20 protein-coding genes are annotated in these 21,521 nt (G+C 67.7%); 8 read left to right on the forward strand and 12 right to left on the reverse strand.

Annotated features, from left to right (window positions below):
* Nucleotides 1-1,107 (reverse strand): hypothetical protein, encoded by a 1,107-nt coding sequence (locus AC6LJ2_RS10015; protein ID WP_498151284.1) that lies wholly within the window; start codon nucleotides 1,105-1,107, stop codon nucleotides 1-3.
* Nucleotides 1,100-1,744, reverse strand: a complete 645-nt coding sequence (locus tag AC6LJ2_RS10020; protein WP_445657441.1) for a hypothetical protein — start codon at nucleotides 1,742-1,744, stop codon at nucleotides 1,100-1,102. Before AC6LJ2_RS10020 ends, AC6LJ2_RS10015 begins: the two co-directional genes overlap by 8 nt.
* Nucleotides 1,745-1,956: 212 nt before the next feature.
* On the opposite strand from AC6LJ2_RS10020, the gene AC6LJ2_RS10025 reads away from it, so the two are divergent.
* Nucleotides 1,957-4,524, forward strand: coding sequence for an autotransporter family protein (locus AC6LJ2_RS10025; protein WP_498151285.1), 2,568 nt, complete (start codon nucleotides 1,957-1,959; stop codon nucleotides 4,522-4,524).
* 85 nt (nucleotides 4,525-4,609) lie between these two features.
* Here AC6LJ2_RS10025 and AC6LJ2_RS10030 read toward each other — a convergent pair whose 3' ends face one another.
* Genes AC6LJ2_RS10030 through AC6LJ2_RS10040 form a run of 3 tightly spaced genes read right to left on the reverse strand, consistent with a single transcriptional unit; the run spans nucleotide 4,610 to nucleotide 7,520 of the window.
* Nucleotides 4,610-5,539 (reverse strand): alpha/beta hydrolase, encoded by a 930-nt coding sequence (locus AC6LJ2_RS10030; RefSeq protein ID WP_498151286.1) that lies wholly within the window; start codon nucleotides 5,537-5,539, stop codon nucleotides 4,610-4,612.
* 3 nt (nucleotides 5,540-5,542) lie between these two features.
* Complete coding sequence (locus AC6LJ2_RS10035; RefSeq protein WP_263909971.1) at nucleotides 5,543-6,427, reverse strand: alpha/beta fold hydrolase; 885 nt, start codon at nucleotides 6,425-6,427, stop codon at nucleotides 5,543-5,545.
* 37 nt (nucleotides 6,428-6,464) lie between these two features.
* Nucleotides 6,465-7,520 carry a sugar phosphate isomerase/epimerase family protein gene (locus tag AC6LJ2_RS10040; RefSeq protein WP_498151303.1) on the reverse strand — a complete coding sequence of 352 codons (1,056 nt, stop codon included), beginning with the start codon at nucleotides 7,518-7,520 and terminating at the stop codon, nucleotides 6,465-6,467.
* 192 nt (nucleotides 7,521-7,712) lie between these two features.
* On the opposite strand from AC6LJ2_RS10040, the gene AC6LJ2_RS10045 reads away from it, so the two are divergent.
* The 4 genes from AC6LJ2_RS10045 (at nucleotide 7,713) to AC6LJ2_RS10060 (ending at nucleotide 11,138) form a co-directional block, all read left to right on the forward strand.
* A complete protein-coding gene (locus AC6LJ2_RS10045; RefSeq protein WP_498151287.1) occupies nucleotides 7,713-8,312 on the forward strand; it encodes a TetR/AcrR family transcriptional regulator in 600 nt (199 codons plus the stop codon).
* A 155-nt stretch (nucleotides 8,313-8,467) separates the two neighbouring features.
* Nucleotides 8,468-10,237, forward strand: coding sequence for a thiamine pyrophosphate-requiring protein (locus AC6LJ2_RS10050; protein ID WP_263909975.1), 1,770 nt, complete (start codon nucleotides 8,468-8,470; stop codon nucleotides 10,235-10,237).
* A gap of 121 nt (nucleotides 10,238-10,358) precedes the next feature.
* On the forward strand, nucleotides 10,359-10,667 hold the full coding sequence (locus AC6LJ2_RS10055; protein WP_445657437.1) for an ElaB/YgaM/YqjD family protein: 309 nt from the start codon (nucleotides 10,359-10,361) through the stop codon (nucleotides 10,665-10,667).
* 66 nt (nucleotides 10,668-10,733) lie between these two features.
* Nucleotides 10,734-11,138, forward strand: coding sequence for a PRC-barrel domain-containing protein (locus AC6LJ2_RS10060; RefSeq protein ID WP_445657436.1), 405 nt, complete (start codon nucleotides 10,734-10,736; stop codon nucleotides 11,136-11,138).
* On the opposite strand, the gene AC6LJ2_RS10065 is transcribed toward AC6LJ2_RS10060, so the two are convergent.
* A complete protein-coding gene (locus AC6LJ2_RS10065) occupies nucleotides 11,129-11,569 on the reverse strand; it encodes a MarR family winged helix-turn-helix transcriptional regulator (RefSeq protein ID WP_498151288.1) in 441 nt (146 codons plus the stop codon). The genes AC6LJ2_RS10060 and AC6LJ2_RS10065 overlap by 10 nt on opposite strands.
* 72 nt (nucleotides 11,570-11,641) lie before the next feature.
* On the opposite strand from AC6LJ2_RS10065, the gene AC6LJ2_RS10070 reads away from it, so the two are divergent.
* The 3 genes from AC6LJ2_RS10070 (at nucleotide 11,642) to AC6LJ2_RS10080 (ending at nucleotide 14,772) form a co-directional block, all read left to right on the forward strand.
* The gene (locus tag AC6LJ2_RS10070; protein ID WP_498151289.1) at nucleotides 11,642-12,778 is read left to right on the forward strand and encodes an FAD-dependent oxidoreductase; all 1,137 of its coding nucleotides are present in this window, start codon (nucleotides 11,642-11,644) and stop codon (nucleotides 12,776-12,778) included.
* 140 nt (nucleotides 12,779-12,918) lie between these two features.
* Entirely contained in the window at nucleotides 12,919-13,398 is a 480-nt protein-coding gene (locus tag AC6LJ2_RS10075; RefSeq protein WP_498151290.1) for a type III secretion system chaperone, read from the forward strand.
* A 12-nt stretch (nucleotides 13,399-13,410) separates the two neighbouring features.
* Nucleotides 13,411-14,772, forward strand: a complete 1,362-nt coding sequence (locus AC6LJ2_RS10080; RefSeq protein WP_498151291.1) for a hypothetical protein — start codon at nucleotides 13,411-13,413, stop codon at nucleotides 14,770-14,772.
* A 5-nt stretch (nucleotides 14,773-14,777) separates the two neighbouring features.
* Here the strand turns inward: AC6LJ2_RS10080 and AC6LJ2_RS10085 are convergent, their stop codons facing one another.
* The 6 genes from AC6LJ2_RS10085 to AC6LJ2_RS10110 all read right to left on the reverse strand — a co-directional run bounded on the left by AC6LJ2_RS10085 (nucleotide 14,778) and on the right by AC6LJ2_RS10110 (nucleotide 21,485).
* A complete protein-coding gene (locus AC6LJ2_RS10085) occupies nucleotides 14,778-16,007 on the reverse strand; it encodes a hypothetical protein (RefSeq protein WP_498151292.1) in 1,230 nt (409 codons plus the stop codon).
* A gap of 76 nt (nucleotides 16,008-16,083) precedes the next feature.
* Nucleotides 16,084-16,812 carry a hypothetical protein gene (locus tag AC6LJ2_RS10090; protein WP_498151293.1) on the reverse strand — a complete coding sequence of 243 codons (729 nt, stop codon included), beginning with the start codon at nucleotides 16,810-16,812 and terminating at the stop codon, nucleotides 16,084-16,086.
* Between the two features lie 124 nt (nucleotides 16,813-16,936).
* Nucleotides 16,937-19,363: a fimbria/pilus outer membrane usher protein gene (locus AC6LJ2_RS10095; protein ID WP_498151294.1), complete on the reverse strand. Its 2,427-nt coding sequence runs from the start codon at nucleotides 19,361-19,363 to the stop codon at nucleotides 16,937-16,939.
* Nucleotides 19,360-20,070 (reverse strand): fimbria/pilus chaperone family protein, encoded by a 711-nt coding sequence (locus AC6LJ2_RS10100; RefSeq protein WP_263909995.1) that lies wholly within the window; start codon nucleotides 20,068-20,070, stop codon nucleotides 19,360-19,362. The genes AC6LJ2_RS10095 and AC6LJ2_RS10100 overlap by 4 nt, the downstream gene beginning before the upstream one ends.
* A 69-nt stretch (nucleotides 20,071-20,139) precedes the next feature.
* The gene (locus AC6LJ2_RS10105; RefSeq protein ID WP_445657430.1) at nucleotides 20,140-20,775 is read right to left on the reverse strand and encodes a DUF1120 domain-containing protein; all 636 of its coding nucleotides are present in this window, start codon (nucleotides 20,773-20,775) and stop codon (nucleotides 20,140-20,142) included.
* A 38-nt stretch (nucleotides 20,776-20,813) separates the two neighbouring features.
* Nucleotides 20,814-21,485: a DUF1120 domain-containing protein gene (locus tag AC6LJ2_RS10110; protein ID WP_498151295.1), complete on the reverse strand. Its 672-nt coding sequence runs from the start codon at nucleotides 21,483-21,485 to the stop codon at nucleotides 20,814-20,816.
* Nucleotides 21,486-21,521: the final 36 nt, after the last annotated feature.

The following is a 21,521-nucleotide window of genomic DNA, read 5'->3' on the forward strand; positions in this document are numbered from 1 at the left end:
CTATTCGCAGGCCTGGGCGTCGCGCCGTGACGGGTCGATGCACGCTTGCCAGGTCTTGTCACCGAGCGCCGTGACCGGCAGGAAGCGGGTCATGTCATGCACATACAGGAACACCCGGCCGGGTGTTTCGCGCAGCGCCTGGTGAAACGGCGCGATCTGCTCAGGCGCCAGCACGACCTGGCCCTGCGCGTTGCTGCGGCCTTGCAGCAGCACGGTCTGCACGGCGGGGTCCCAAGAGGGCAAGGCGTCGTCGTCGAGCGTGTCGGCTGGCACGCGCACCACGCGCCAAGGCTCGTCGGGGACCTCGGTGGTGACGATGGGCGAGGCACCGGCCGGCACCGCCAGCACGCGGTCCGCCTTCGAAGGCGGCACGGCGTAGGTAAGCAGCGCGTCGGGCCGGTCGGGATCGGGCCGCGAGCGGTACAGGGCGCGCACCGTGCCATCCGCATTCAAGTCACGCACCACCGCGCCGGCCGTGCCGGCGCGCAGGTCGATGGTGCGCAGCAGCTGGCCGTCGTCGCCGCGAACGAAATAGACGGGGCGCGTGGGCGTGGCGTCGCACTGATCGGCGTACACGGCGTTGATGGCGCCGTGCGCATCGCGGGTCACGCAGGCCTGGCGCACCAGGTGGTGGCCGGGCGAAAACTCGGCGTAGGCGGACAGGCGCCCCTGGGCGTCATAGGCCAGCCGGTAGCCGCCGGCATCCAGCAGACGGCCGCGCACGATCTCGTTGCGGTCGATGCGGCACAGGCGGCCATCCGCGTCGCGTTGCAGCACGGCGGTGGCCGGCTGCCCGGCGGCGCTGGCGTAGACGCGCCAGTCCACGGCCTCGGTCCAGAAGCGCGGGGTGGGGTCGCCGTCGTTGGCGACCGAGATCAATTCACTGCGGGCCGGCACGCGTTCACCGCGCAGGCCCAGCAGGATGCCTTCGCCGTCCAGGAGCAACGCCAGGGGCTGGGCGCGCAGGCCTTCGGCGGCAGGGTCGGTGTTGAACGGCGCGGTGAGCGGCGGGCAGGCGGCCCAGCTCGGCGTCGGGACAAGCGCGAGCAGCGTGGCGGCCAGCGCCGGGGCCAGCCTGAAAGTCAGGTCACGCATCGGATCAGCCATGTTGCGCGTTGTCCATAAAGCGCACCACGTCCCAGAATTCCCGGGTGATGGCGCCCAGCCGCAACCGCGGGCCGTCGTCGAACACCAGGAACGGATAGGCATCGCGCTCCAGCGTGCCGTCCGGCGGCAGGTGATAGGGCTTGAGACGTTCAGGGTCGTTGAACAGCCGTTCCAGCCTGCCGCCGCCGTCGATGTGCAAGTACCAGGCGCGCAGCGTCAGGGGCGGCTTGCCCGGCGGCGTATCGATGTAGGGCCCGCCATCGCCGGCCACCACGGCCTGGCGCAAGACGCCGATGGTCAGGCGCGCGGCACCGCGAAAGGCGATGCCGCCCGACGCCGAGCCGCCCGGCTGCGCAGCCAGTTGCCGCACGAAGGCCACGGCGCGTGACGACGGTACGACGGTATTGGCGAACAGGCGTTCGATATCGGCATCGCTGGGGTCGCGCACCGCGGCCAGCTGGGTCAGGTCGTGTTCGAAGTCCTTGACCCACTGGCGGTAGCGCTGGGTCTCTGCCTGGCGGTCAAAGGCCTGGGCCGCGGGTGCCAGGAGCAGGCTGCACAGCAGGATCATCATGCAGCGCACCATTGTCCAATGGCGTCGCCAGGCCCATTCGATGGCGGGAGAGAGAGGGGGCATGCCAGGGTCTCCGGATAGGTGTCGTTATCGCTTGCCAGACCGCCGCGTCAGGGCCATTTGAACGGTCGGAGGAGCCGGTGGTTCAGTGGGGATTATAGGTACAGAAGGATTTCCACCCTGGGACGGCGCGAATCAGGTTTCTGCGCGTTGGCTTGGAACTCTTTTGGCCCTGGTGTTACTGATCGGAATCGTTGATGTACTGGACCTTCGCCATGACCACATTCTGTTCCCGCCCCTTGCCGCTCGTGCTGGCGCTTACCGCCGCGCTGTACAGTGCGGCGCCTGCTTTCGCCGCGGGCGCAGGGGGCAATGGCGCGGGCGGGATGCTTGGCGGCAGCGCATTTGGCGGACCGTCCCTGGTGGGCAATGGCGGCGCCGCGTTCGGCCAGCCGGGAGAGGGCGGGACCGGGGTCAGCGGGGGCTCGATTGGCAACAGCGGCGGTGACGTGTTCGGGTCGGGGGGGGCTGGGCAACCGGGCCGTCAGGCGCCGGTGGTGACCGTGAACGCTTCCTCCTCCTGGGTCGGCGGCGGCGGTGGCGGCGCCGGTCTGGTCATCGTCCAGTCGATGCTCGGGCTCACCTCCATGGGCGGTGGCGGCGGTGTCGGGGTGCAGCTATCGGGCGCCGGCGCGCAGCAACTGGACAACCAGGGGCTTATCCTCGGCGGTGGGGGCGGGGGCGGTGGGCTCATCGACTGGGGCGCCGTGCCCAATCCCGTTCCTGACCTGTCCAGCGCGCGGGGCGGACAAGGCGGCGCTGGCGTGGTTGCGGGAGCGGCCGGTGCAGAACTGGTCAATCGCGGGCAGATCTGGGGCGGCGGCGGGGGCGGCAGTGGGCGGGTAGTCACGCTGGACAGCAATCACGCGTCGGTCAGCCTGCTCAACCGCGGCGGCGACGGTGGTACGGGCGTCGTGCTGGCCAGCGACAACCAGCGTCTGCTCAATCAGGGGGAAATCCGCGGTGGCAACGCCGGGTCGGGCGATCCGACGCTCTTTGGCCTGGGAGGCATTGGCGTGCAGGCGTCCGGCAATGACACGGTGGTCACGCAACAGGGCACGATCATCGCGGGCCTGGACGGGACCGGCGCTCGTGGCGTTGCCATCTCGCTGTCGGGCACCGGCAGTACCCTGGTGCTGGCGCAGGGTTCCACGACCCTGGGCGACGTGGCATTCGGCACAATGGGTGGCAACCGCCTGCAGCTCTCGGGCGGCTCGATGGCCACGGTGGCCCTCAGCGGCAATCTCACTTTCGGGACGACCGGCATCTATACCGTGCGCGCCACGCCGACCGCCATGGACCGGCTGAATGTCAGCGGCCAGGCGGCCCTGTCGGGCGCCACCGTCGAGGTGGCGGCGCAGCCCGGCACCTACAACGAACATTTCAGCCAGGTCGTCCTGACCGCGGGTGGCACCTTTACCGGATCGCGCTTCACCGGGGTGACCAGCGACCTGGCCTACCTGACGCCGTCGCTGTCTTATTCGGCCGACGACAAGCAGGTGACGCTGACGCTGACGCGCACGCTGGTGCCGCCGGTGGACCCGGTCACGCCCGTTGATCCCGTCAATCCGGGGGCACCCGTCAATCCCGGCACGCCGGTCGACCCCGGTACCGGTGGCACGCCATTGCGTTTTGCCGATCTGGTGTCCGGGCGCAACGCCCGCGCCGCGGCCAATGCGGTCGAATCGATGCCGGCGTCGAACATCGTCTACGGCGCGGCCATCGGGCTGCCGGTCGGCGCCCCGCAAGGCTTTTTCGCCGGCCTGTCGGGCGAGGCGCATGCCACCGTGGCCTCGGGCCTGAACAATCTGACCAGCGCCGTGCGCAACACGCCGCTGGATCAACTGCGTGGCAACCTGGCCGCGGGCAGCACGTCGGGGGCGCCGACCGCCGCCGCGGGCGTCAGCGACGCGGCACCGTTGGCGTCGACCCTGCCGGCATCGCAGGCGCGTCCGGCCTGGGCGCAATTGATCGGTAACTGGCAAAGCATCGGCGCCAGCGGCGGCAATGCCTCGGCGCGCCAGCACACGGGCGGCGTGTTCGCAGGCGCGGATGGCGCGGTGGGCGGCGGCTGGCGCCTGGGCGGCGCGGTCGGGTACACAGATTCGCGCCTGACGGTGAACGACCTGGCCTCGCGCGCCGATGTTTCCAGCTACAGCGCCATCGTCTACGGCGGCAAGGCTTTCTCGGTCGGCGCGGGCAAGCTCAACCTGATGGCGGGCGCGGCGTATTCCTGGCACGACATCCAGACCCGCCGCCAGATCGGCGGGGGCGGACTGGACCAGAGGCTGTCGGCAGACTACGGCGGCAACACGACGCAGGTGTTCACTGAACTGGGTTACGCGTTTGGCGTCACCGACGGCCTGACGCTGGAGCCGTATGCCGGCGTGGCCTGGGCGGGGCAGCGCGTGCGCGGCTTCAGCGAATCCGGCGGCAGCGCGGCCCTGTCCGGCGAATCGAGCAAGAACGACACCACCACCACCACGCTCGGCCTGCGCGGCAAGCAGGCCGTGACGTTGGGCACGCTGGCCGGTTCCATTTCGGCCGGCCTGGGTTGGCGTCACGCGTTTGGCGACCTGACGCCGACTTCGCGCCTGGCCTTCGATGCGGGCCAGGCCTTCACCGTCACCGGTGCGGCGATCAGCCGCGACGCCGCCTTGGTGGAATTGGGCGCGGACCTGGCCGTCAGCCGCGGCGCGACCATCGGCCTGGCCTACGCGGGCCAATATGCCAGCGCCAACCGCGACCATACCGGCCGCATCGAAGTGCGCTGGCAGTTCTGAGCAAGCCTGGGCCCCGACGAACCCGGCTTTTCACCCGGCGATGCGCGGCGGCACGGATGCGCCGCGTGCGCCACGCTTGCCACGGTCACCACGCTTGCCTGGCCAACGCCTCGCCCGCCAGATCGAACAGCCGGCGTGCGTCCGGCGTCAGTCCCAGCATATGGATGCACGCATGCACCATGCCTGGCAGCAGGTGGTCGCGCGCATCCACGCCGGCCTCGCGCAGCTTCCTGGCATAGGCCTGCCCTTCATCGCGCAGCGGATCGTATTCGCAGATCAGCAACGTGGCGGGCGGCAGGCCGGCCAGGTCGGCGCGCAGCGGCGACGCATAGGGCGACGCACCGTCGGCCTCGTTCACCAGATAGGTGAACCAGCAATAGCGCATCACTTCTTCGGTCAGGAAGAAATTCTGGCCGTACGCCTGGTACGACGCTGTTGAAAAGTCGTGATCCACCACCGGATAGCACAGCAACTGGTGGGCAATCGCCGGACCCTGGCGATCGCGCGCCATGATTGCGGCGGCCGCGGCCAGGTTGCCGCCCGCGCTGTCACCGCCCACCGCAATGCGGGCGGGGTCGATGCCCAGGCGATTCGCCTGCTCGGACACCCAGACCAGCGCGCTGTAGAAGTCCTCGAGCGGAATCGGGAACTTGCTTTCCGGGGCCAGCCGGTAGTCCACCGACAGCACCTTGCATTGCGTCGCGTTGGCGAGCGCGCGGCAGGGGTTGTCGTAAAGCTCCAGCGAACACTGGAACCAGCCGCCGCCGTGTGCGAACACCAACGCCGGCAGCACGGCATCGGGCGCCGCGCCGTCAGGGGTATAGGCGCGCACGCGGATCGGATGGCCATCGTGGCCGGGCACCGTCCAGGTGTCGATGGCCGCCACGTCTTCCAGCGGGCCGTGCAGTTCACGCAGGCCGACCTCGGCCGCGGCGCGGCGCGCTGCGAGGTCCAGCGGCGCGGCCACCGACGACAGGCGCCGCAGGTAGGTATTGATGCGGGGATCCAACGGCATGGCTCACCCCTCGCGCGACAGGAACGGCACCAGGTGCGCCAGGAATTCGTCCGGGCACTCTTCCGTCACGAAGTGGCCGCAGTCCGGGATGATGGCGCCGCGCACGTCCGTGGCCGCGCGCTGCATGGTCACCAGCGGGGCATCGCGGGTGGCATGCTCGGCGCCGATGGCCAGCACCGGCATCGGCAGCGTTGTGCGGGCGCGCTCGGTGTTCTGGCGCACCGTCTCGGGTATCGCGCGGTAGTAGGCGAAGCCGCCACGCAGGCCGCCCGGCGCGGCATACGCGTCGATGTACGCCTGCGCCGCCACGCGGTCGCGGCGGTGCGACCACTTGTCGAACATATACGTCAGGTAGGCCTGTTCACGGCCGGCGATCAGCGCCTCGGGCAGGTCGGGCAGGCGGTTGAACATGAAGTGCCACAGGAACACGTTGTCGGCGGGCGGAGCGAAGATCGTCGGCTCGGGCGCCAGGCCGGGAATCACGGCCTCGGTCAGCGCCAGGCGAGACACGACGCCCGGAAAATCGCTGGCCAGCGCGTAGGCCACCCACATGCCGATGTCGTGGCCCACCACCTGGTAGCGGTCATGGCCCAGTTGCGCCATCAATTGATGCAGCGTGGCGGCGATGGCGCCGGTGTCGTAGCCGCAGGTGGGATGGTCGGAATCGCCCGTGCCGGGCGGGTCGACGGCAATGGCCATGTAGCCCTGGCCGGCCAGCGCGTGCATCACGTGGCGCCAGGTCAGCCAGGTTTGCGGCCAGCCGGGAATCAGCAGGACCGGCGTGCCGCTGCCAGCGATGGCGCAATGCACGCGCGCGCCGTTGACGATGAGATAGCGATGCGAAAACTGCGCGCCGGCGGGAAGGTAGGCATCGTGGGGATGGGTCATGACTGCGTGTCCAGATTCGTTATGGTTGGGGTGTGATTCAGGCAATGCCGAGCAGGGTGTTGATCTGGCGCTGGTCGATCGCGGCGCCGGCGAAGTCATCGAAGATCTTGTCGGTCACCGGAATGATGTGCTGCTTGATGAAGGCCGCGCCTTCGCGTGCGCCGGTCTGCTGGTCCTTCAGGCAGCATTCCCATTCCAGTGCGGCCCAGCCTTGGTAGCCGTGGTGCGCCAGCTTGGAGAAGATCGCCTTGAAGTCCACCTGGCCGTCGCCCAGCGAGCGAAAGCGCCCGGCGCGGTTCACCCACGATTGATAGCCGCCGTAGATGCCCTGGCGCCCGGTCGGATTGAACTCGGCGTCCTTCACATGGAACATGCGGATGTGGTCCTTGTAGATGTCCAGGTAATCCAGGTAGTTCAGCTGTTGCAGCACGAAATGGCTGGGGTCGAACAGAATGCCGCAGCGGGCGTGGCCACCGACGCGTTCGTGGAACATCTCGAACGTCACGCCATCGTGCAGGTCTTCGCTGGGATGGATCTCGAAGCACAGGTTCACGCCTTGCTCGTCGCAGGCGTCCAGCACCGGCAGCCAGCGGCGCGCCAGTTCGTCGAAGGCGGTTTCGATCAGCCCTTCGGGACGCTGCGGAAACGGAAACAGGTAGGGCCAGGCGAACGAGCCCGAGAACGTGCCCATCTCGGTCAACCCCAGCCGGCGCGAGGCCTGGGCGGCCAGCAGCAGGTTGTGGCGCGCCCATTCGGTGCGCGCCTGCGCATTGCCGCGCACCTGGACCGGCGCAAAGGTGTCGAACATGGCGTCGTACGCCGGATGCACCGCCAGCAACTGGCCGAAGATGTGCGTCGTCAGTTCGCTGATCACCAGGCCGTGGCCGGCCAGCATGCCGGTGATCTCGTCGCAGTAGTCCTGGCTGGTGGCGGCCAGTTCCACGTTGAAAAAGCGCTGGTCCCAGGCGGGCACTTGCAGCGCCTTGAAGCCCAGTCCGGCCGCCCATTCGGCGACGGCGGGCAAGCTGTTGAACGGCGCGGCCGCGTCGCTGAATTGCGCCAGGTGGATGCTGGGGCCTTTGAGGGTCTGCAGGGCGGGGGCTTGCTTGGTGTGCGTTTGCATGATGATGTCAGTCAGTGAGTTGCCGTGGATCGGCAGGTGCAATTGTTTGTCGATCGACAAAGAATAGACCGAAAGTGGCACCGCACGCAAGCGCCGTGGTGTGCGGCGCTATCGCCACGCGCGGCGGTACACTACGAAAAACATCAACTCTTCAGGCACGACATGGCAGGCAGACCCCGGGAATTCGACCGCGACACCGCGTTGCAACAGGCCATGCTGGCCTTCTGGCAGCATGGCTACGAGGGCACCTCGATGGCCGACCTGGTCGCTGCCACGGGCCTGGCATCGGCGCGCCTGTACGCCGCCTTCGGCTCCAAGGAAGCCCTGTTTCGCGAAGCCGTCGAACGCTACGAAACCGGCGACGGCGGTTTTGCCGAAGCCGCGCTGCAATCGGCCGACGTGCGCGAGGCAGTCGAGAAAATGCTGCAGGACGCCGTCGCGACCTACACGCGCCGGGGGCGTCCACAAGGCTGCATGGTCGTCACCGCCGTCACCAACTACGCAGCCGACAACGAACCCGTCATGCGTTGGCTGACCTCGCACCGCAAGGCCCGCACGCAGTCCATCATCGACCGCCTGGAGGCCGCGCAACGCAGCGGCGAACTCAAGCCCGGCACCGACGTGCAAGCCCTGGGCGATTACTACGCCGCCGTCCTGCACGGCCTGTCGGTGCAGGCCCGCGACGGCGTCAGCCGTGCGCGCCTGCTGGCCTTGATCGGGCCGTCCATGGCGCCGCTGGCCGAGGCCATGGCCCGCCGCTAGCCCGACCCCGCGCGCGACCAGCAGGTCGCCCTGCGCCGTTGTTGCCGGCTTTTGTAGTCGGCACACTCCCGGTTCTCCACGCCAGCCCGGCACCGCCGGGAACGGGATTTGCGTAGCCATGGGATTGACCCAGGCAAGCGCAAAGGAGAACTGACATGCAAACCGTATCCGACTTCGTGCTGGACCGGTTGGGCCAGTGGGGCGTGCAACGCATCTACGGCTATCCCGGGGACGGCATCAACGGCTTGATCGGCGCCTTCGGCCGCAATGACAAACTGGAATTCGTGCAGGCCCGCCACGAGGAGGGCGCCGCCTTCATGGCGTGCGCCCACGCCAAGTTCACGGGCCAGGTGGGCGTCTGCCTGGCGACGTCGGGCCCAGGGGCCATCCATCTGTTGAACGGCCTGTACGACGCCAAGCTGGATCACCAGCCCGTGGTGGCCATCGTGGGCCAACAGGCCCGCAGCGCGCTGGGCGGCGACTATCAGCAAGAGGTCGATCTGGTCAGCCTGTTCAAGGACGTGGCCCACGATTTCGTGCACATGGTCACCTCGCCACTGCAGGCGCGGCACATGGTGGACCGCGCCATGCGCATTGCGATGGAACGGCGCAGCGTGGTGTGCCTGATCTTTCCGAACGACGTGCAGGACCTGGAGGCCGTGCCGACGCCGCCGCGCGAACACGGCACCGTGCACACCGGCATCGGCATCACCTCGCATGCGGCGGTACCGCAGGCGGCCGCCCTGGCCAATGCCGCCGACATCCTGAACCGCGGCGAGCGCGTGGCCATGCTGGTGGGCGCCGGCGCGCTGGCGGCCGGCAACGAAGTGCGCGCGGTGGCCGAATGCTTGGGCGCCGGCGTGGCCAAGGCGCTGCTCGGCAAGGCCGTGCTGCCCGATGCGCTGCCCTACGTCACCGGCGCGATCGGCTTGCTGGGCACCCAGCCCAGCTGGGACATGATGAATGAATGCGACACGCTGCTGATGGTCGGTACGTCCTTTCCGTACGCCGAATTCCTGCCGCGCGAAGGCCAGGCGCGGGCGGTGCAGATCGACGTGGACGGCCGCCAGCTCAGCCTGCGCTATCCGGTCGAGGTTGGCCTGGTGGGCGACGCCCGCCTGACGCTGGAGGCCCTGCTGCCGATGCTGGAACCGAAGGCTTCCAGCCGTTGGCGCGAGCGCATCGAGAAACAGGTGCAGCGCTGGCAGGAAACGGTCAAGGCCCGGGCGATGGTCGAGGCCAGGCCCGTGAATCCGCAGCGCCCGTTCCTGGAGCTGTCCAGCCGCTTGCCGCCGCACAGCATCGTCACCTGCGATTCCGGTTCCGCGGCCAATTGGTACGCCCGCGACGTGCAGCTGCGCGAAGGCATGATGGGGTCGGTCTCAGGCGGCCTGGCCAGCATGGGCTGCGGCGTGCCTTATGCGGTGGCGGCCAAGCTGGCCTACCCGGGCCGGCCCGTGATCGCGCTGGTGGGCGATGGCGCGATGCAGATGCTGGGCATTAACGAACTCATCACCATTGCGCACCGCTGGAAGGACTGGAGCGACCCGACCCTGGTGGTGATGGTGCTGAACAACGGTGACCTGAACCTGGTGACCTGGGAGCAGCGCGTCATGGGCGGCGACCCGCGCTTTGTGGCGTCGCAGGAATTGCCTTCGTTTTCGTATGCGGACTATGGCCGCATGCTGGGACTGGAGGGTATCCGCGTCACGTCGCCCGACGATGTCGGCCCCGCCTGGGACCGCGCGCTGGCTGCGGGGCGCCCGGCGGTGCTGGAAATCGTGACCGACCCCGAAATGCCCCCGTTGCCGCCGCACGTGTCGATGAAGCAGTTCGGCGCCTACATGGCGGCGCTGCGCAAGGAAGAACCCGGCGTGGGCGCCGCGGCCTTGCGCGCGACGATCAAGCAGTGGTGGGCGAGCTGAACGCAGCGTCGCAGCCCGGGCACGCCGCTTGCGGCGGTATGGGGTCCCCGGGGCGGCCATTGCGCCGGGGCACAGGCCGGGACAGGCCTGATTGAACCGGTCATTTCTTCAAGGAGGTGCCATGACTACACGAAACGGCGACGGCACGACGTTGCGCGACCTGATATCCGGAACCGAGAACCTGCTGCGCAGCACGGCCAGCTACAGCGGCGCCGAGGTCGAGGCGGCGCGCGACCGCCTGAAACAGCAGCTCGATACCGCGCGGGCCGAGGCCCGGGGCTTGAAAAAGCGGGCGTGGCGGCGCGCCAGGGATGTGTCCGAGGCCACCGACGGCTACGTGCACGAAAACGCCTGGAAGAGCATTGCCGGGGCGGCGCTGGTCGGTGCGCTGGCCGGGATGTGCCTGATGTCCGAGTACCGGCGCCGCTAGCGCCGCCTCGGCATTTCACGATTTCACGATGTACAGCGCGGGAATCCCCCGCACAGGAGAGTAGCGATGGAACAACAGCAAACCACGAATATCGTTGGCGGCCCCAAGACCTCGGCCCAGGGGCCCGGCCCGGAAGTCATGGCGGCCAACACGCTGGAAGGCAATGATGTCTACAACGCCGAAGGCGAAACGCTCGGCGACATCAAGGCCATCATGATCGACGTGCCGCGTGGGCGCGTGGCCTACGCGGTACTGTCGCGCGGTGGCATCCTGGGCATGGGCGAAAAGCTCTTTGCCATTCCGTGGGCGGCCCTGAAGCTGGATACCGACCGCAAATGCTTCGTGCTGCACGTGGACAAGGAAACCCTGAAGAACGCGCCGGGTTTCGACAAGGACAATTGGCCCCGCATGGCCGATGAAACCTGGGCCCGCGACCTGCACAAGTACTACAACCAGGATATCTACTGGTAGGCGCTTTCCACCAGGCGCAGCAGCAGCCGGGCCAGCAGTTCACGTTCCGCCGGCTCGAAGATTGCGCAGGCCTCGTCGTCCATCTGTTTCAGGACGGCGCGGCCTGGCTCCAGCTTGCGCATCGCCGCGGGCGTCAGCGACACCAGGCTGCTGCGCCCGTCAGTCGGTGACGGTTCGCGCCGCACCAGTCCGTCGCGTTCCATGCGCGCCAGCAACTGCGCCATGCTGGGTTGCTCGACCCCTGCCGTTTCGGCTAATTCCTTCTGCGTCAGCTGGCCGCCACCCTTCAATGCCACCAGCACCGGCAATTGTGATGCCGTTACGCCCAGCGGCCGCAGCCGCTCGTCGACCTGTTTGGCCATGACGCGGGCGTACTGGTTGATGAGCAGGGTCGGCATTTGCCGGGGTTGCCAATCGATGGGGGCGGGCATGGATGTCCTTTTATTTTAATAGGCGCCTATGTAATATGCATAGGTGCCTATCAAGTTAAAGGAAATGCCGCCATGCCGCAACCCCTTGCCATCGCCATCATCGGCGCCGGCCCTGCCGGCCTGACCGCCGCCAACGTGCTGCAACGCCACGGCTGGCGCGCCGACATCTTCGAGGCCGACGCCGCCCTGGGTGCCCGCGACCAGGGCGGATCGCTGGACCTGCATCCCGGCGAAGGACAAGTGGCGCTGCACAAGGCGGGCCTGTTCGATGCCTTCATGGGGATTGCCCGGCACGAAGACCAGGAACAGCGCCTGGCCGACCATGCTACGGGCGAGCTGCTTCGCGAGGAAATCCCCGAGCCTGGCGCCGGCGATCGTCCGGAAATCGACCGCGTGGTGTTGCGCGAACTGTTGCTGCAACGCTTGGCGCCCGATACGGTGCACTGGGGCGTACGCCTGCAGGCGGTGGTGGCACGCCCCGACGGCCGTTATGACCTGCGATGCCAGGGCGGCCTGGCTGGCCCCTACGACCTGGTGGTGGGCGCGGACGGCGCCTGGTCCAAGGTGCGCGCCGCGCTGACGCCCGTGCAGCCGGTCTACACCGGCGTCACCTTCGTGGAGTTGTGGCTGGCCGATGTCGACCGCCGTCACCCCGAGATCGCCCGGCGCGTGGGCCACGGCACCTATTTTTCGATGCATGGCGGCGCGGGCATCGTTGCGCAGCGCAACGGCAACGCCACCCTGCGCGTCTATGCGGCGATCCGCACACGCCCCGAAGAAACGGACCGCCCCGATCTGGCGCTGGCCGGCATGACGCGCGAAGACCTGTTGGCGCGTTTTCCCGGCTGGGCGCCGTCGCTATTGGCCATGATCCGCCAGGCGGACCGGATCGCGGCGCTGCGGCCCATCGTCGCCTTGCCGCCAGGCACGCGCTGGCCCCACCGCGCGGGCCTGACCCTGGTCGGCGATGCCGCCCACGTCATGCCGCCGCTGGGCGTGGGCGTGAACCTGGCGATGCTGGATGCGGCGGAACTGGCCGAAGCCCTGGTCGGCGGCGACGACTGGCGGGCGGCGCAGCAGCGTTACGAAGCCCGCATGCTGGACCGCGCTGCCGAGACCGCGGCGCAATGCGCCCAATCGTTTGAAGAGATGTTCGAGGAAGAGGGCGGGCTGGCCTTGCAGGCGCAGCGGGATGCGCTTCGACCTTAGCGTCTCGCCAGGGCCGGCACGACGCGCGCCCTGCGATGGAACCTCGTGGCCATGCCGGTTACTAATGCCTGGATCGCCTGAACCCTCTGGGCGCAGGCTCCGGTGCGCCGACGTGCGCACCTCACCCCGGGGAGAGGACCATGCCTGCCGAAGTCTTTCGCTTGCGGGTTGCCGAGCTTGGCCAGTTGCTCGGTCAACCCGACTTGCCTGTCAACGACGCGCAAGTCTGTTCGATTCAAGTGAACGAGTCATGCTGGGTGCATATCAGCTACGACGAAGAGCATGACCGGGTGCATTGGACCGCGCTGGTGGGCCGCGTCGTCGGCGCGGGCCACGCCTCGCTGTTGCGGCATCTGCTTCGCTGCAACATGCAGAGGGCACTGACTGCCGGCGGCTATTTCGGCGTAAGCGAGCTGACCGACGCCATTACCTATTGCTATCACGAACCGCTCGAGGTCCTGCACGCGCAGCGCTTCGGCGCCGTGTTCGAGTCCTTCAGCGGCATGGCGACGTATTGGACTGCGCGGCTGGCCGAGCGCGCCGCGCGGCAAAGCGCAGTTGACGAGAGCGTGGCTACTGCAAGCGCCGGCGATCCGGGCGCATTGATCAACCGGGCCTGAGGAGGGCAAGACATGGGTATCGAGAGCAACATCCAGAATCCTGTCGGCATGGAACAATGGCGGCAGATCGCCCACGCGGGCGACACGATGCGGGTGGTCCTGAACGGCAGCGGCGGCGTCCATGGCCAGGATGCGCCGCAGACTGCGCCCGACTACGCAGTTCAAAACCAGCAGGCATTTGACAACCTGTTCTCGGCTTTGCATGGGGCGGGACATTCCGATCAGGCGATGGGAGTGCTGCGTGACTTGTTGGAGCGCACCCGGGATAGCGGCCTGCCGCTGACGGGCGCATTGGTGCATCAAGCGCTGCATGTGGCCAATGACTTCGCGCCACCGGATTGCGTGGCGCTATGCCGCAAGTGGGATGTCATCGGTCAGACAGACGTATTGTCGCCGCGTACCGACCTGGGCTATGCGTTCCACGATGAACTCGATATCGTCATGATGAACCGGTTGATTGCGCAGTTCGGCGCCGACGCCCAGCCCGGGCAGATGCGGCAAGGGTTGGAAGAGATGATTTCCCAATTGCGCGATGCACAGGGGATCGGCCCGGAAATTCGAGAAAAGACCGATTCGGTGCTGCGCATGCGGTTGGAGCAGGTTCGCTTCGGAGAGCGTGCCGGACAGCTGGCCCACACCGCATTGGGCAAGCTCGATGATGCCGCCAGCGATGCCTACAAACTGGTCATGGACGGAAAACACCACGCTTACGGTGCGGCCTACTTCGAGAACGAGCGCGGCTACATGGCGGGTATGTTGAGCGCCTTGAACCTGATGCTGGACGAAGTGACACAGCCATTGACCGCGGACAGCTACCTGGCCTTGCATGACACCGCCGTGGCGGGGGTGCACAAGCGCGACCAAATGGGAACGGGTAGCCTGTTTCAGCAGGGGTATCGGGACAACGAAGGGGTCATGTTCGGCTTGGGCCTGAGCAACTGGTCCGTGGAAGGCAGGCTGGAATTCGAGGCGTCGGCCAAGGCGAGCGATCCCCACGCCTGGGTGAAAATTATGCCGCATCCCGAGCAACCGGTGGACTACGTGGTGGCGCAGGCCAAGTCGGCGCAGCAATGCAGGGACAAGGCGGCCGCCATCATCCAGACCTACCACGATGAGCTTGCCCTGGCGCAGGATGAAGAAGGCAAGCTTGCCTGCATCGCCAAGTGTTGCCAGGATCTTGACCAGCATCACCTGTTCGCGGACGGCAACATCCGCACCGCCGCGTTCCTGACGCTCAACAAGCTGCTGCTGCAGAACGACATGAGTCCGGCGCTGTTCGAGGATCCCAACGTGCTGGACATGCATTCGATCAAAGAGATCGTCGACTTCATCCGGGCAGGGCAGGCGCTGTACGGCGCGTTGTTGTCGACCTGATCGTCTCAGTCGGTCGCCAGGTACGCCTGTCCGCCCGGCTTCAGATACGGCGTCAAATCGCTGAACGGCACCAGCGCCAGCGTGCCCAGGCAGATGCCCGACGCATGGCCCACGCCGGACACCGACAGGCTCAGCGCGCCGGGCGCCTGGGCGCCCAGCACCAGGTTGTCGGGCCACAGGCTGGCGCAGCCATCCTTGGACGGGTCCTTGGTGGTGCCTTCGGCTTCGGCAGCGGCCAGCGTGCGTTGCACGGTGGCCGTGATGTCGACCAGGGTCGGGCTGGCCTGGGGGCGCCCACGGCCGCGGGGCGCGTAGGCGTCGAAGACGCGGTTCCAGTCCAGGTATTCGCCGCGCAGCAGGTCGTAGGTGTAGGGCTCGAAATGGTTGTCGGGGTGTGCGCCGCCGCAATCCAGGCTGCCGCTTTCCGTCACGGTCATCAGCGCTTGCGACAGCCAGGTGACGGTAATGACTTCTCCATCGAAATTGCCCAGCGTGCCCGCGGAGGGGAAGTCACCCATGCGGGTATAGGCCTCGCCCATGCATTGCAGCGCACCCAGGCTCTTGCGCCAATGGCGCTGTTCCAGCAGATGATTCACCCGCGCGCGGACCTGTTCATCGGGGTGGCGCGTCAGGCGCGGATACGGAAACTGCGTGCGCGGGTCGCGCCACATGCGGTAAGCCACCGCGCCGCGGCCGATTTCGTCGCCCATGGGTTCGGCATGGCCGGCCAGTTTCAGCGTGTCGTACGGGGCTTGCGCGGCATTGATCTCGGGGAAGGTGGCGATGCCGTTGTGCACGTCGGTGGCGGGCGGCGTCTTGGGGTCGTACTCGGCCACGCGGCGCAGTTCGAACGTGCGCTGCTTGCCGCTGCGCGCGTCCGTCCAGGTGCCGCGGTACCCCTGCGCGTCGCGCACGCCCTGCCAGGTGGCCGCGGTGGGCGGCGTGTCGGCCGATGCCGAATGGCCCGGTTGATCGCGCTTCCAGAAGGGCGGCGGTTCCGCCAGCGCCTGGGCGGTGCCGTGCAGGGGAATGTCGACGCCCGCCTTCGGGTAGAAGTAGCGCCCGTTCAGCGCGCCGTCCGCGGCCGCCTGGGCGTCCAGTTCCATCACGACCTCGCCGGCGCCTTGCAACGTGCCGGTATAGACGATCTTCGGGGCGGCGTGGGCGTTGCCCAGGGCCAGGCAGGCCAGTGCGCCAAGCAGGCAAGCTTGCAACGGGGTAGAAAAGCGGAACATCGGATCGCCGTCCAGGAGTTTGGGGGTCGGATCACTATACAAGAGTCCGCGTCGGCGCTGGTACCGGGGCCTGTCGTTACGGCAGCGGTTCCCAGGCGCCGCAATCCGGCCTGACGCCCAGGCGGGCGCCATTGCCACGCACCTGTTCTTCATCCTGCTGCGCAGCGTCGGCGGCGACGTCGAACGCGATGCCCAGCGCATCCGCCACGCGGGCGTCTTCGATCGGCAATTCCCAGGTCAGGAACACCTGAGACAGGTCCCGCGCGTCGGGAAAATCCGCCTCGTCGAAGCGGCTGGCCCCGCGCGGCACCACGCCGTGCGGCTGGCAGGTGTCGAACAGCACGGCGGTGCCGCGCCGCAGTGCAATACGCTGGCCGGTGCCGGGGTAGATCAGATCCAGCCCCTTGTCTTCGCTGATGAACAGATTGCAGAAGGCCGCGCTGCCGTACTGCATGCCGTCGTGGTGGTAGCGCGCGCCGCGGCAGGCCATCAACGCGATGTCGCTGCAGGCCAGCACCTCGCCCAGGCCCAGCGCGGCGGTCCAGTCGCGCATGGCCCGCAGGCACTGGTGGTAATCGGGCCAGCGCGTCATGGTGCGCGCCAGCGGCATCTGTTCCACGTCGCCGGGGTCCAGCACCAGCCGCGATTCGATTTCCCGGGCCCAGTCGGCCGCCAGGCGGGCGGGGGCTTCGGGCACGTCCAGCGTGGCCGTGGCCACGCGGGCGCTGACGCTGCGGCTGCGGATGACGTCGCCGCTCCAGAAATAGGAGGTCAGCGCTTGCGGGGATGGAAAGAGGGCGGGCATGGCGGCGATCATGTTACCGCCTGGTGCGGGCCTGTGCCTGTCCCGCCCCACCCTCAGCGTTTGGCCCCGCGCTGCGGCCGATTGGGTTGCCGCATGCCTTGGGACCGGAAGATCCGTATCGCGATCAGCCGGTTTTCCCTTGCGGCCCCATGCGGCATACGCCCTGCGCCTCCTGGTAGGGCAGGTCCGGATCGGGCTTGCCGATGGGCTGGACGTCCAGGAAGCACTTCGCGCCGTCGGTCAGAGATACCTGCAAGGGCATCGGGTAGGCATCGTCCAGGAAAATCTGGCCGCCTTTGCCCACCAGGGTGATCAGGTTGCCGCGCGCGTCCATCACCGGCAGGCGTTCCGCCAACGGTTGCTGGTCGGCTGCGGAGACGGCCGACATCAGATAGCGCTGCACCTGGCGCAGGTTGAAGTCCACCACCTGCACCGAGCCGCGCGCGGGCTTGACCGACTGCACCCCATTGGGCAGGTTGGCATTGCGCGGCAGGCTGGTGGTGTTGATTTCCACCGAGCTTTCACTGTAGGCCGTCAGGCCCGGAATGACGGCATGGCCCCACGCGTCCGTCCAGGCCGGGCCCGCCGGCGTCTGGATCTGCACCCCGCCCAGGTCGCCGACCTTGGCGATGCCGAACGTATCGCCCACCTCATAGGGCGAGAAGGCCACGGCGCCGCCGGCCGCCACGACCGAGCCTTGCACGCCCCAGTTCGTCGACACGCTGCCCTGGGCATCACGGTTGGCCGACAGGTTGACGTGGGTGTAGCGCGGCAGCGCGTCGATCGAGGCCGACGAATTGACGGCGTTGCCCGGGTTGGCCACGCTGGATGTCAGGCTGTAGCTCAACTGCGGATTGACGGTATCGGAATAGCTTGCGCCAATCGCGCTGCTGTCGCCCGCCTTGCTGGCATACACACCGGCGCTGGCGCTGCCCAGGGGAAAGCTGAGCGTCAGGAAGTACTGGTTGTCTGATCGGGCGCGGGTGTCGGCGCTGAGGTCCTTGGCCGCGGACAGGGTCACCGAGGTGCGTCCGAAACTGCGGCTCCACGACAGCGTGGCGCGCTGGCGCGTCGCGTCCAGGCCGGTCAGGCGGCTGGCGCTATAGCTGGCGGAAATGGCGCCCAGGGTCGGCTGGAACCAGGACACCCCGGCGGTATAGGTCTGGCTCGCCCGGCCGGCACTGCGCGGGTCGTCGGTGCGTTGCAGCACCTGCGCCATGTCGCGATAGCCGTCCGTCTGCCAGGTGGCCGAGAAATTGGTGGATAGCCGTTCCAGGGGAGACACGGACAAGGTGGCCGCGACCTGCTGCCCTTGCAGCTTGCTGCCGTTGGCGACCGCGCTGGAGGCGCGCAGGCCGATGGAGCCGCTCAGGGCGTCGTTGGGCGAGGCCGCAAAGGTGAACGCCAGCGCGCGATAGGGCGCGGAAATCAAGGCGCCGGCACTGAGGGTGCTGCGGCTTCCCAGGTTCCAGCCGTTGCTGGCGGTGGCCACCAGCGGCGTCTGGCTGTCGCTGCCGCGGCTGGCCTGGTAGCGTCCCACGGCAATGGACAGTCCTTGCGCCGTGGTGTTGCGCACGGCGCCGAACGATGCGGCCGGGACCGTGAACTGCTGCCGTTCGCCAGTGGTGGAAATCACCTGCACGTCCAGGTCGGAATTGCCGCTGATGATAGGCACGTCGGTGATGGTGTAGGCGCCCGCCGGCACCTGCGTCATCAGGATCAGCGTGCCCAGTTGCCGGACTTCAATGCGACTCTGGCCGTTGGCGATGCCGTTGAAGTTGACGCCCGAGGCCTGCGTCTGCCGCAGCGCGTACTCGGGAAACAGTTGCAGGCCACGCAGGGTGCCGACCGAGAACAAGGAGCCGGCGGGCGAGATCTGACCCGCCTGGAACGTGGCGCGCATGCTGGGCACGGCGCGCTGCGCATACGTGTCGCCTTGCGTGAAGGTCGACCTGCCGCCCTGCGAGTAATAGTCCTGGCGGCTGCGCAGGATCCAGTCGGCGATGTTCAGGCCGGTTTCGCTGTAGGCGCGCAGGTATTGGTAGCCTGATTCGCCACTGCCGCTGCGCGCACCGCTCAGGTTGTAGTTGACCAGGGCGGCGGTGCCGCCTGACGCGTATTGACCCTGGATGGCTTCTTCGACGGGCGCGCGCGCCGCCAGCGGCGTCACGATGTGCACCTCCGACTGATTCGGCAACTGCGTGATGTCGGTTTCCGGATAGGCCTTGCGGTAGTCCTGGCAGGCTTGCTCCGAGGTGCCATCGGGCACCTTCAGGCCGGCGCGTTGCAGCAGCTCGGGCGTGAAGCACAGCGTGCCTTCGTCATTGAAGCGCACGTCCATCGTGCCCAGGTCGGCGCCGTTGACCTTCATGCGGACCCGGCTGACACCGGGAAGAAAGCGCGAGGTCTTGCTGAAGTAGGCGGCGGCTTCGGGCGAGATGCCCAAGCGCTTCAAGGTCTGTGGATCGAATTGTTGCGCGAACGCGGTTGCGGGGGCCGCCATGCAGACAAGTGCGGCCAGGCCCGCGGCCGGGATCGCGAGCAGGTTCATTTCACGGGTGTCGGCTTGCAGCCATTCGTCAAGGGGATGGCGTAGCTGCCCGCGGCGTAGCCATAGACCGTGGCCGGCCAGATCGTGACCGTGCTGCCGTTCGCGGGCTGGTCGCGGGTCGCCAGTTCAATGCGTTCGCCCGGCAGCAGGTAGGTCTTGGGCAGGGGCAGGTTGGCATTGCGGCTGTCCAGGCGGACTTGCTGCGCCATGCGCACCACGTAGCCGCTGTCATTGCACAGCCGCAGCTTGCCGTTGTCTGCCGTGGCGGTCAGGCGCGTCCAGGGATCCTTCAGCTTCTCCAGCGAGCGAGGCTGGATGATCATCGGGATGTTCTGGCGGAAGGTGGTCTGGATCTGGTTGTCGGCGCCGCGGGCGAAGGGGATGCCCTCGAACGCCACGCGCTTGAGGCGTTGCGTGGCGAGCGGGCCCTTCTTGGTCAACATGAACCGCACCAACTGCGACTGGCCGGCTTCGAGCCGTGCCATGGGCGGCGTGGCGACGACCAGTTCTTCCTGGTCCTCGGCGATGTTCTCGATGGTGGTGTACAGCAACACGGGCGCCGAGTCGGTGTTCTGCACGGTCATGGTGCCTTCGCCGGTCGCTTCGTCGACGATGAGCACCGAGGTTTCAGGGACGACGCCGGCGGCGCCGGCCGTGTTGGCCAGCAGGGTGCAGGCCAGGGAAACGCAAGTCAGCAGGGGTTTCATATCAGCAGGAATAGACGTGTTCAAGCCGGCCGGTGCCGACCTGTGTTAATTGGCCATCGGCAGGACGGCCTACTGGAAAATGGCGGACAGGCTTATCGAGCCGTCGAGCAGGGCCTCTCGGCCCAGGTACAGCGTGGAGGTCGGCGCGATGGCCGTTTCGATCCGCACGCCGACCGTCAGCGTGCGGCCGCTGGCCGGGCGGCGTTGCTCGCCGCGCGCCCAGGCGATCAGGTCGGTGGCGCCGACCACGGTGTCGGCGTCCATCAGTCGCCACGTCGCGCCGCCATCGGCCGAGACGATCAGTTGTACCGGCACGCCGTCAAGCGTGGCCGTGTCGCGACGCCAGCGCAGTGCGAAGGCGCCCAGCGGCCTGCCGGATACCAGGCCAATACCGTGGCTGGTTTCCGGCGCCAGGCCGAGCTTGCTGCCGGCCGCGGGATTGGCAGAACCATCACCGCTGGACTGCCGCAGCGCCACCGCAGCCGGCTGGTCACAGGTCACCGTCACGCTGCGTTGCTGGGCAGGCAGCGCGGCGGCGTCAGCGGCGCGCAACAGGTTGCGCTTGATCTTGCCGTAGTCCACCGTGGTGGCCCCGCTCAACTGCATGCGGCAGCTGGGTGCCTGGGGCGCGGAGGGCGCGGCCGGGCTCGGCGCGCCGAGCGTTGCGCCCGCCAGGGCGATGAGGAATTTCAGGTAAGGCTTCATGATCAGCCGGCCATCCCGGCACAAGGCGGCGTCGGCCGCTAGAGATAGACGAGTGTCAGGACGGCTCCGCCGATGAAGGGAACATCAGCCGCCACGCCGAGCCGGCTGGCTCTGTCCAGCGCCGCCTGTGCACGCAGGGTGCCCACGAATTCGTAGCCGAACGCCGGTTCCTTGCGACCGGGATCGCTCCAGGTTTCCAGGCTGCCATCATCGTGGAAGAAGTTGCCGACCGAAGGCTGCCACGTCTTGCCGTTGTCGCCGCTGTAGATCGAATCCGTGGGCTTCTGATCCACCGTGAAACCAGGCACCAACTGCACCGCCCAGGAGCCGATGGCGCGCCCGGCGTCGTTGCGCAAGCCATACTGCCGCGCGGCTGACCAGCTCCTGCCATGCCCGCCAAAGAAGACGATGTCGTCCTTGAACGGCACCAGGCCCGCATTGGCATCGCTGATGGTCAGCGCCACCGTGGTTTTCGCCTCGCACGAGATGCGCAATTCACGGTCGATCGCCGGCAGCAGCGTATAGGTGTCCAGCTTCAGGTCCTGCACTTTCACCTTGCCGAAGTCGAACGTGGCCTGCTGGGCGATTTGCAACGTGCATGCCGCAGGTTTGATTTCCCCTTGCACCGCGACCTTCAGCGGCGCGTTTTGCGCCAGGCTTGCGATGGGGGCGATGGCGCAGGTCCAGGTAAGCAGAGTTCTGAGTTTCATGGTCGTTGGTCGCTCATCGACGCAGGCGATGCGCCG

The sequence above is a fragment of the Achromobacter sp. 1014246743 genome (genome assembly GCF_059760725.1).

Excerpts from the sequence above, each read along its gene's own strand:
- AC6LJ2_RS10015 (WP_498151284.1), bottom strand. The coding sequence starts at position 1,107 with ATGGCTGATCCGATGCGTGACCTGACTTTCAGGCTGGCCCCGGCGCTG.
- AC6LJ2_RS10020 (WP_445657441.1), bottom strand. The coding sequence starts at position 1,744 with ATGCCCCCTCTCTCTCCCGCCATCGAATGGGCCTGGCGACGCCATTGG.
- AC6LJ2_RS10025 (WP_498151285.1), top strand. The coding sequence starts at position 1,957 with ATGACCACATTCTGTTCCCGCCCCTTGCCGCTCGTGCTGGCGCTTACC.
- AC6LJ2_RS10030 (WP_498151286.1), bottom strand. The coding sequence starts at position 5,539 with ATGCCGTTGGATCCCCGCATCAATACCTACCTGCGGCGCCTGTCGTCG.
- AC6LJ2_RS10035 (WP_263909971.1), bottom strand. The coding sequence starts at position 6,427 with ATGACCCATCCCCACGATGCCTACCTTCCCGCCGGCGCGCAGTTTTCG.
- AC6LJ2_RS10045 (WP_498151287.1), top strand. The coding sequence starts at position 7,713 with ATGGCAGGCAGACCCCGGGAATTCGACCGCGACACCGCGTTGCAACAG.
- AC6LJ2_RS10050 (WP_263909975.1), top strand. The coding sequence starts at position 8,468 with ATGCAAACCGTATCCGACTTCGTGCTGGACCGGTTGGGCCAGTGGGGC.
- AC6LJ2_RS10055 (WP_445657437.1), top strand. The coding sequence starts at position 10,359 with ATGACTACACGAAACGGCGACGGCACGACGTTGCGCGACCTGATATCC.
- AC6LJ2_RS10060 (WP_445657436.1), top strand. The coding sequence starts at position 10,734 with ATGGAACAACAGCAAACCACGAATATCGTTGGCGGCCCCAAGACCTCG.
- AC6LJ2_RS10065 (WP_498151288.1), bottom strand. The coding sequence starts at position 11,569 with ATGCCCGCCCCCATCGATTGGCAACCCCGGCAAATGCCGACCCTGCTC.
- AC6LJ2_RS10070 (WP_498151289.1), top strand. The coding sequence starts at position 11,642 with ATGCCGCAACCCCTTGCCATCGCCATCATCGGCGCCGGCCCTGCCGGC.
- AC6LJ2_RS10075 (WP_498151290.1), top strand. The coding sequence starts at position 12,919 with ATGCCTGCCGAAGTCTTTCGCTTGCGGGTTGCCGAGCTTGGCCAGTTG.
- AC6LJ2_RS10080 (WP_498151291.1), top strand. The coding sequence starts at position 13,411 with ATGGGTATCGAGAGCAACATCCAGAATCCTGTCGGCATGGAACAATGG.
- AC6LJ2_RS10085 (WP_498151292.1), bottom strand. The coding sequence starts at position 16,007 with ATGTTCCGCTTTTCTACCCCGTTGCAAGCTTGCCTGCTTGGCGCACTG.
- AC6LJ2_RS10090 (WP_498151293.1), bottom strand. The coding sequence starts at position 16,812 with ATGCCCGCCCTCTTTCCATCCCCGCAAGCGCTGACCTCCTATTTCTGG.
- AC6LJ2_RS10095 (WP_498151294.1), bottom strand. The coding sequence starts at position 19,363 with ATGAACCTGCTCGCGATCCCGGCCGCGGGCCTGGCCGCACTTGTCTGC.
- AC6LJ2_RS10100 (WP_263909995.1), bottom strand. The coding sequence starts at position 20,070 with ATGAAACCCCTGCTGACTTGCGTTTCCCTGGCCTGCACCCTGCTGGCC.
- AC6LJ2_RS10105 (WP_445657430.1), bottom strand. The coding sequence starts at position 20,775 with ATGAAGCCTTACCTGAAATTCCTCATCGCCCTGGCGGGCGCAACGCTC.
- AC6LJ2_RS10110 (WP_498151295.1), bottom strand. The coding sequence starts at position 21,485 with ATGAAACTCAGAACTCTGCTTACCTGGACCTGCGCCATCGCCCCCATC.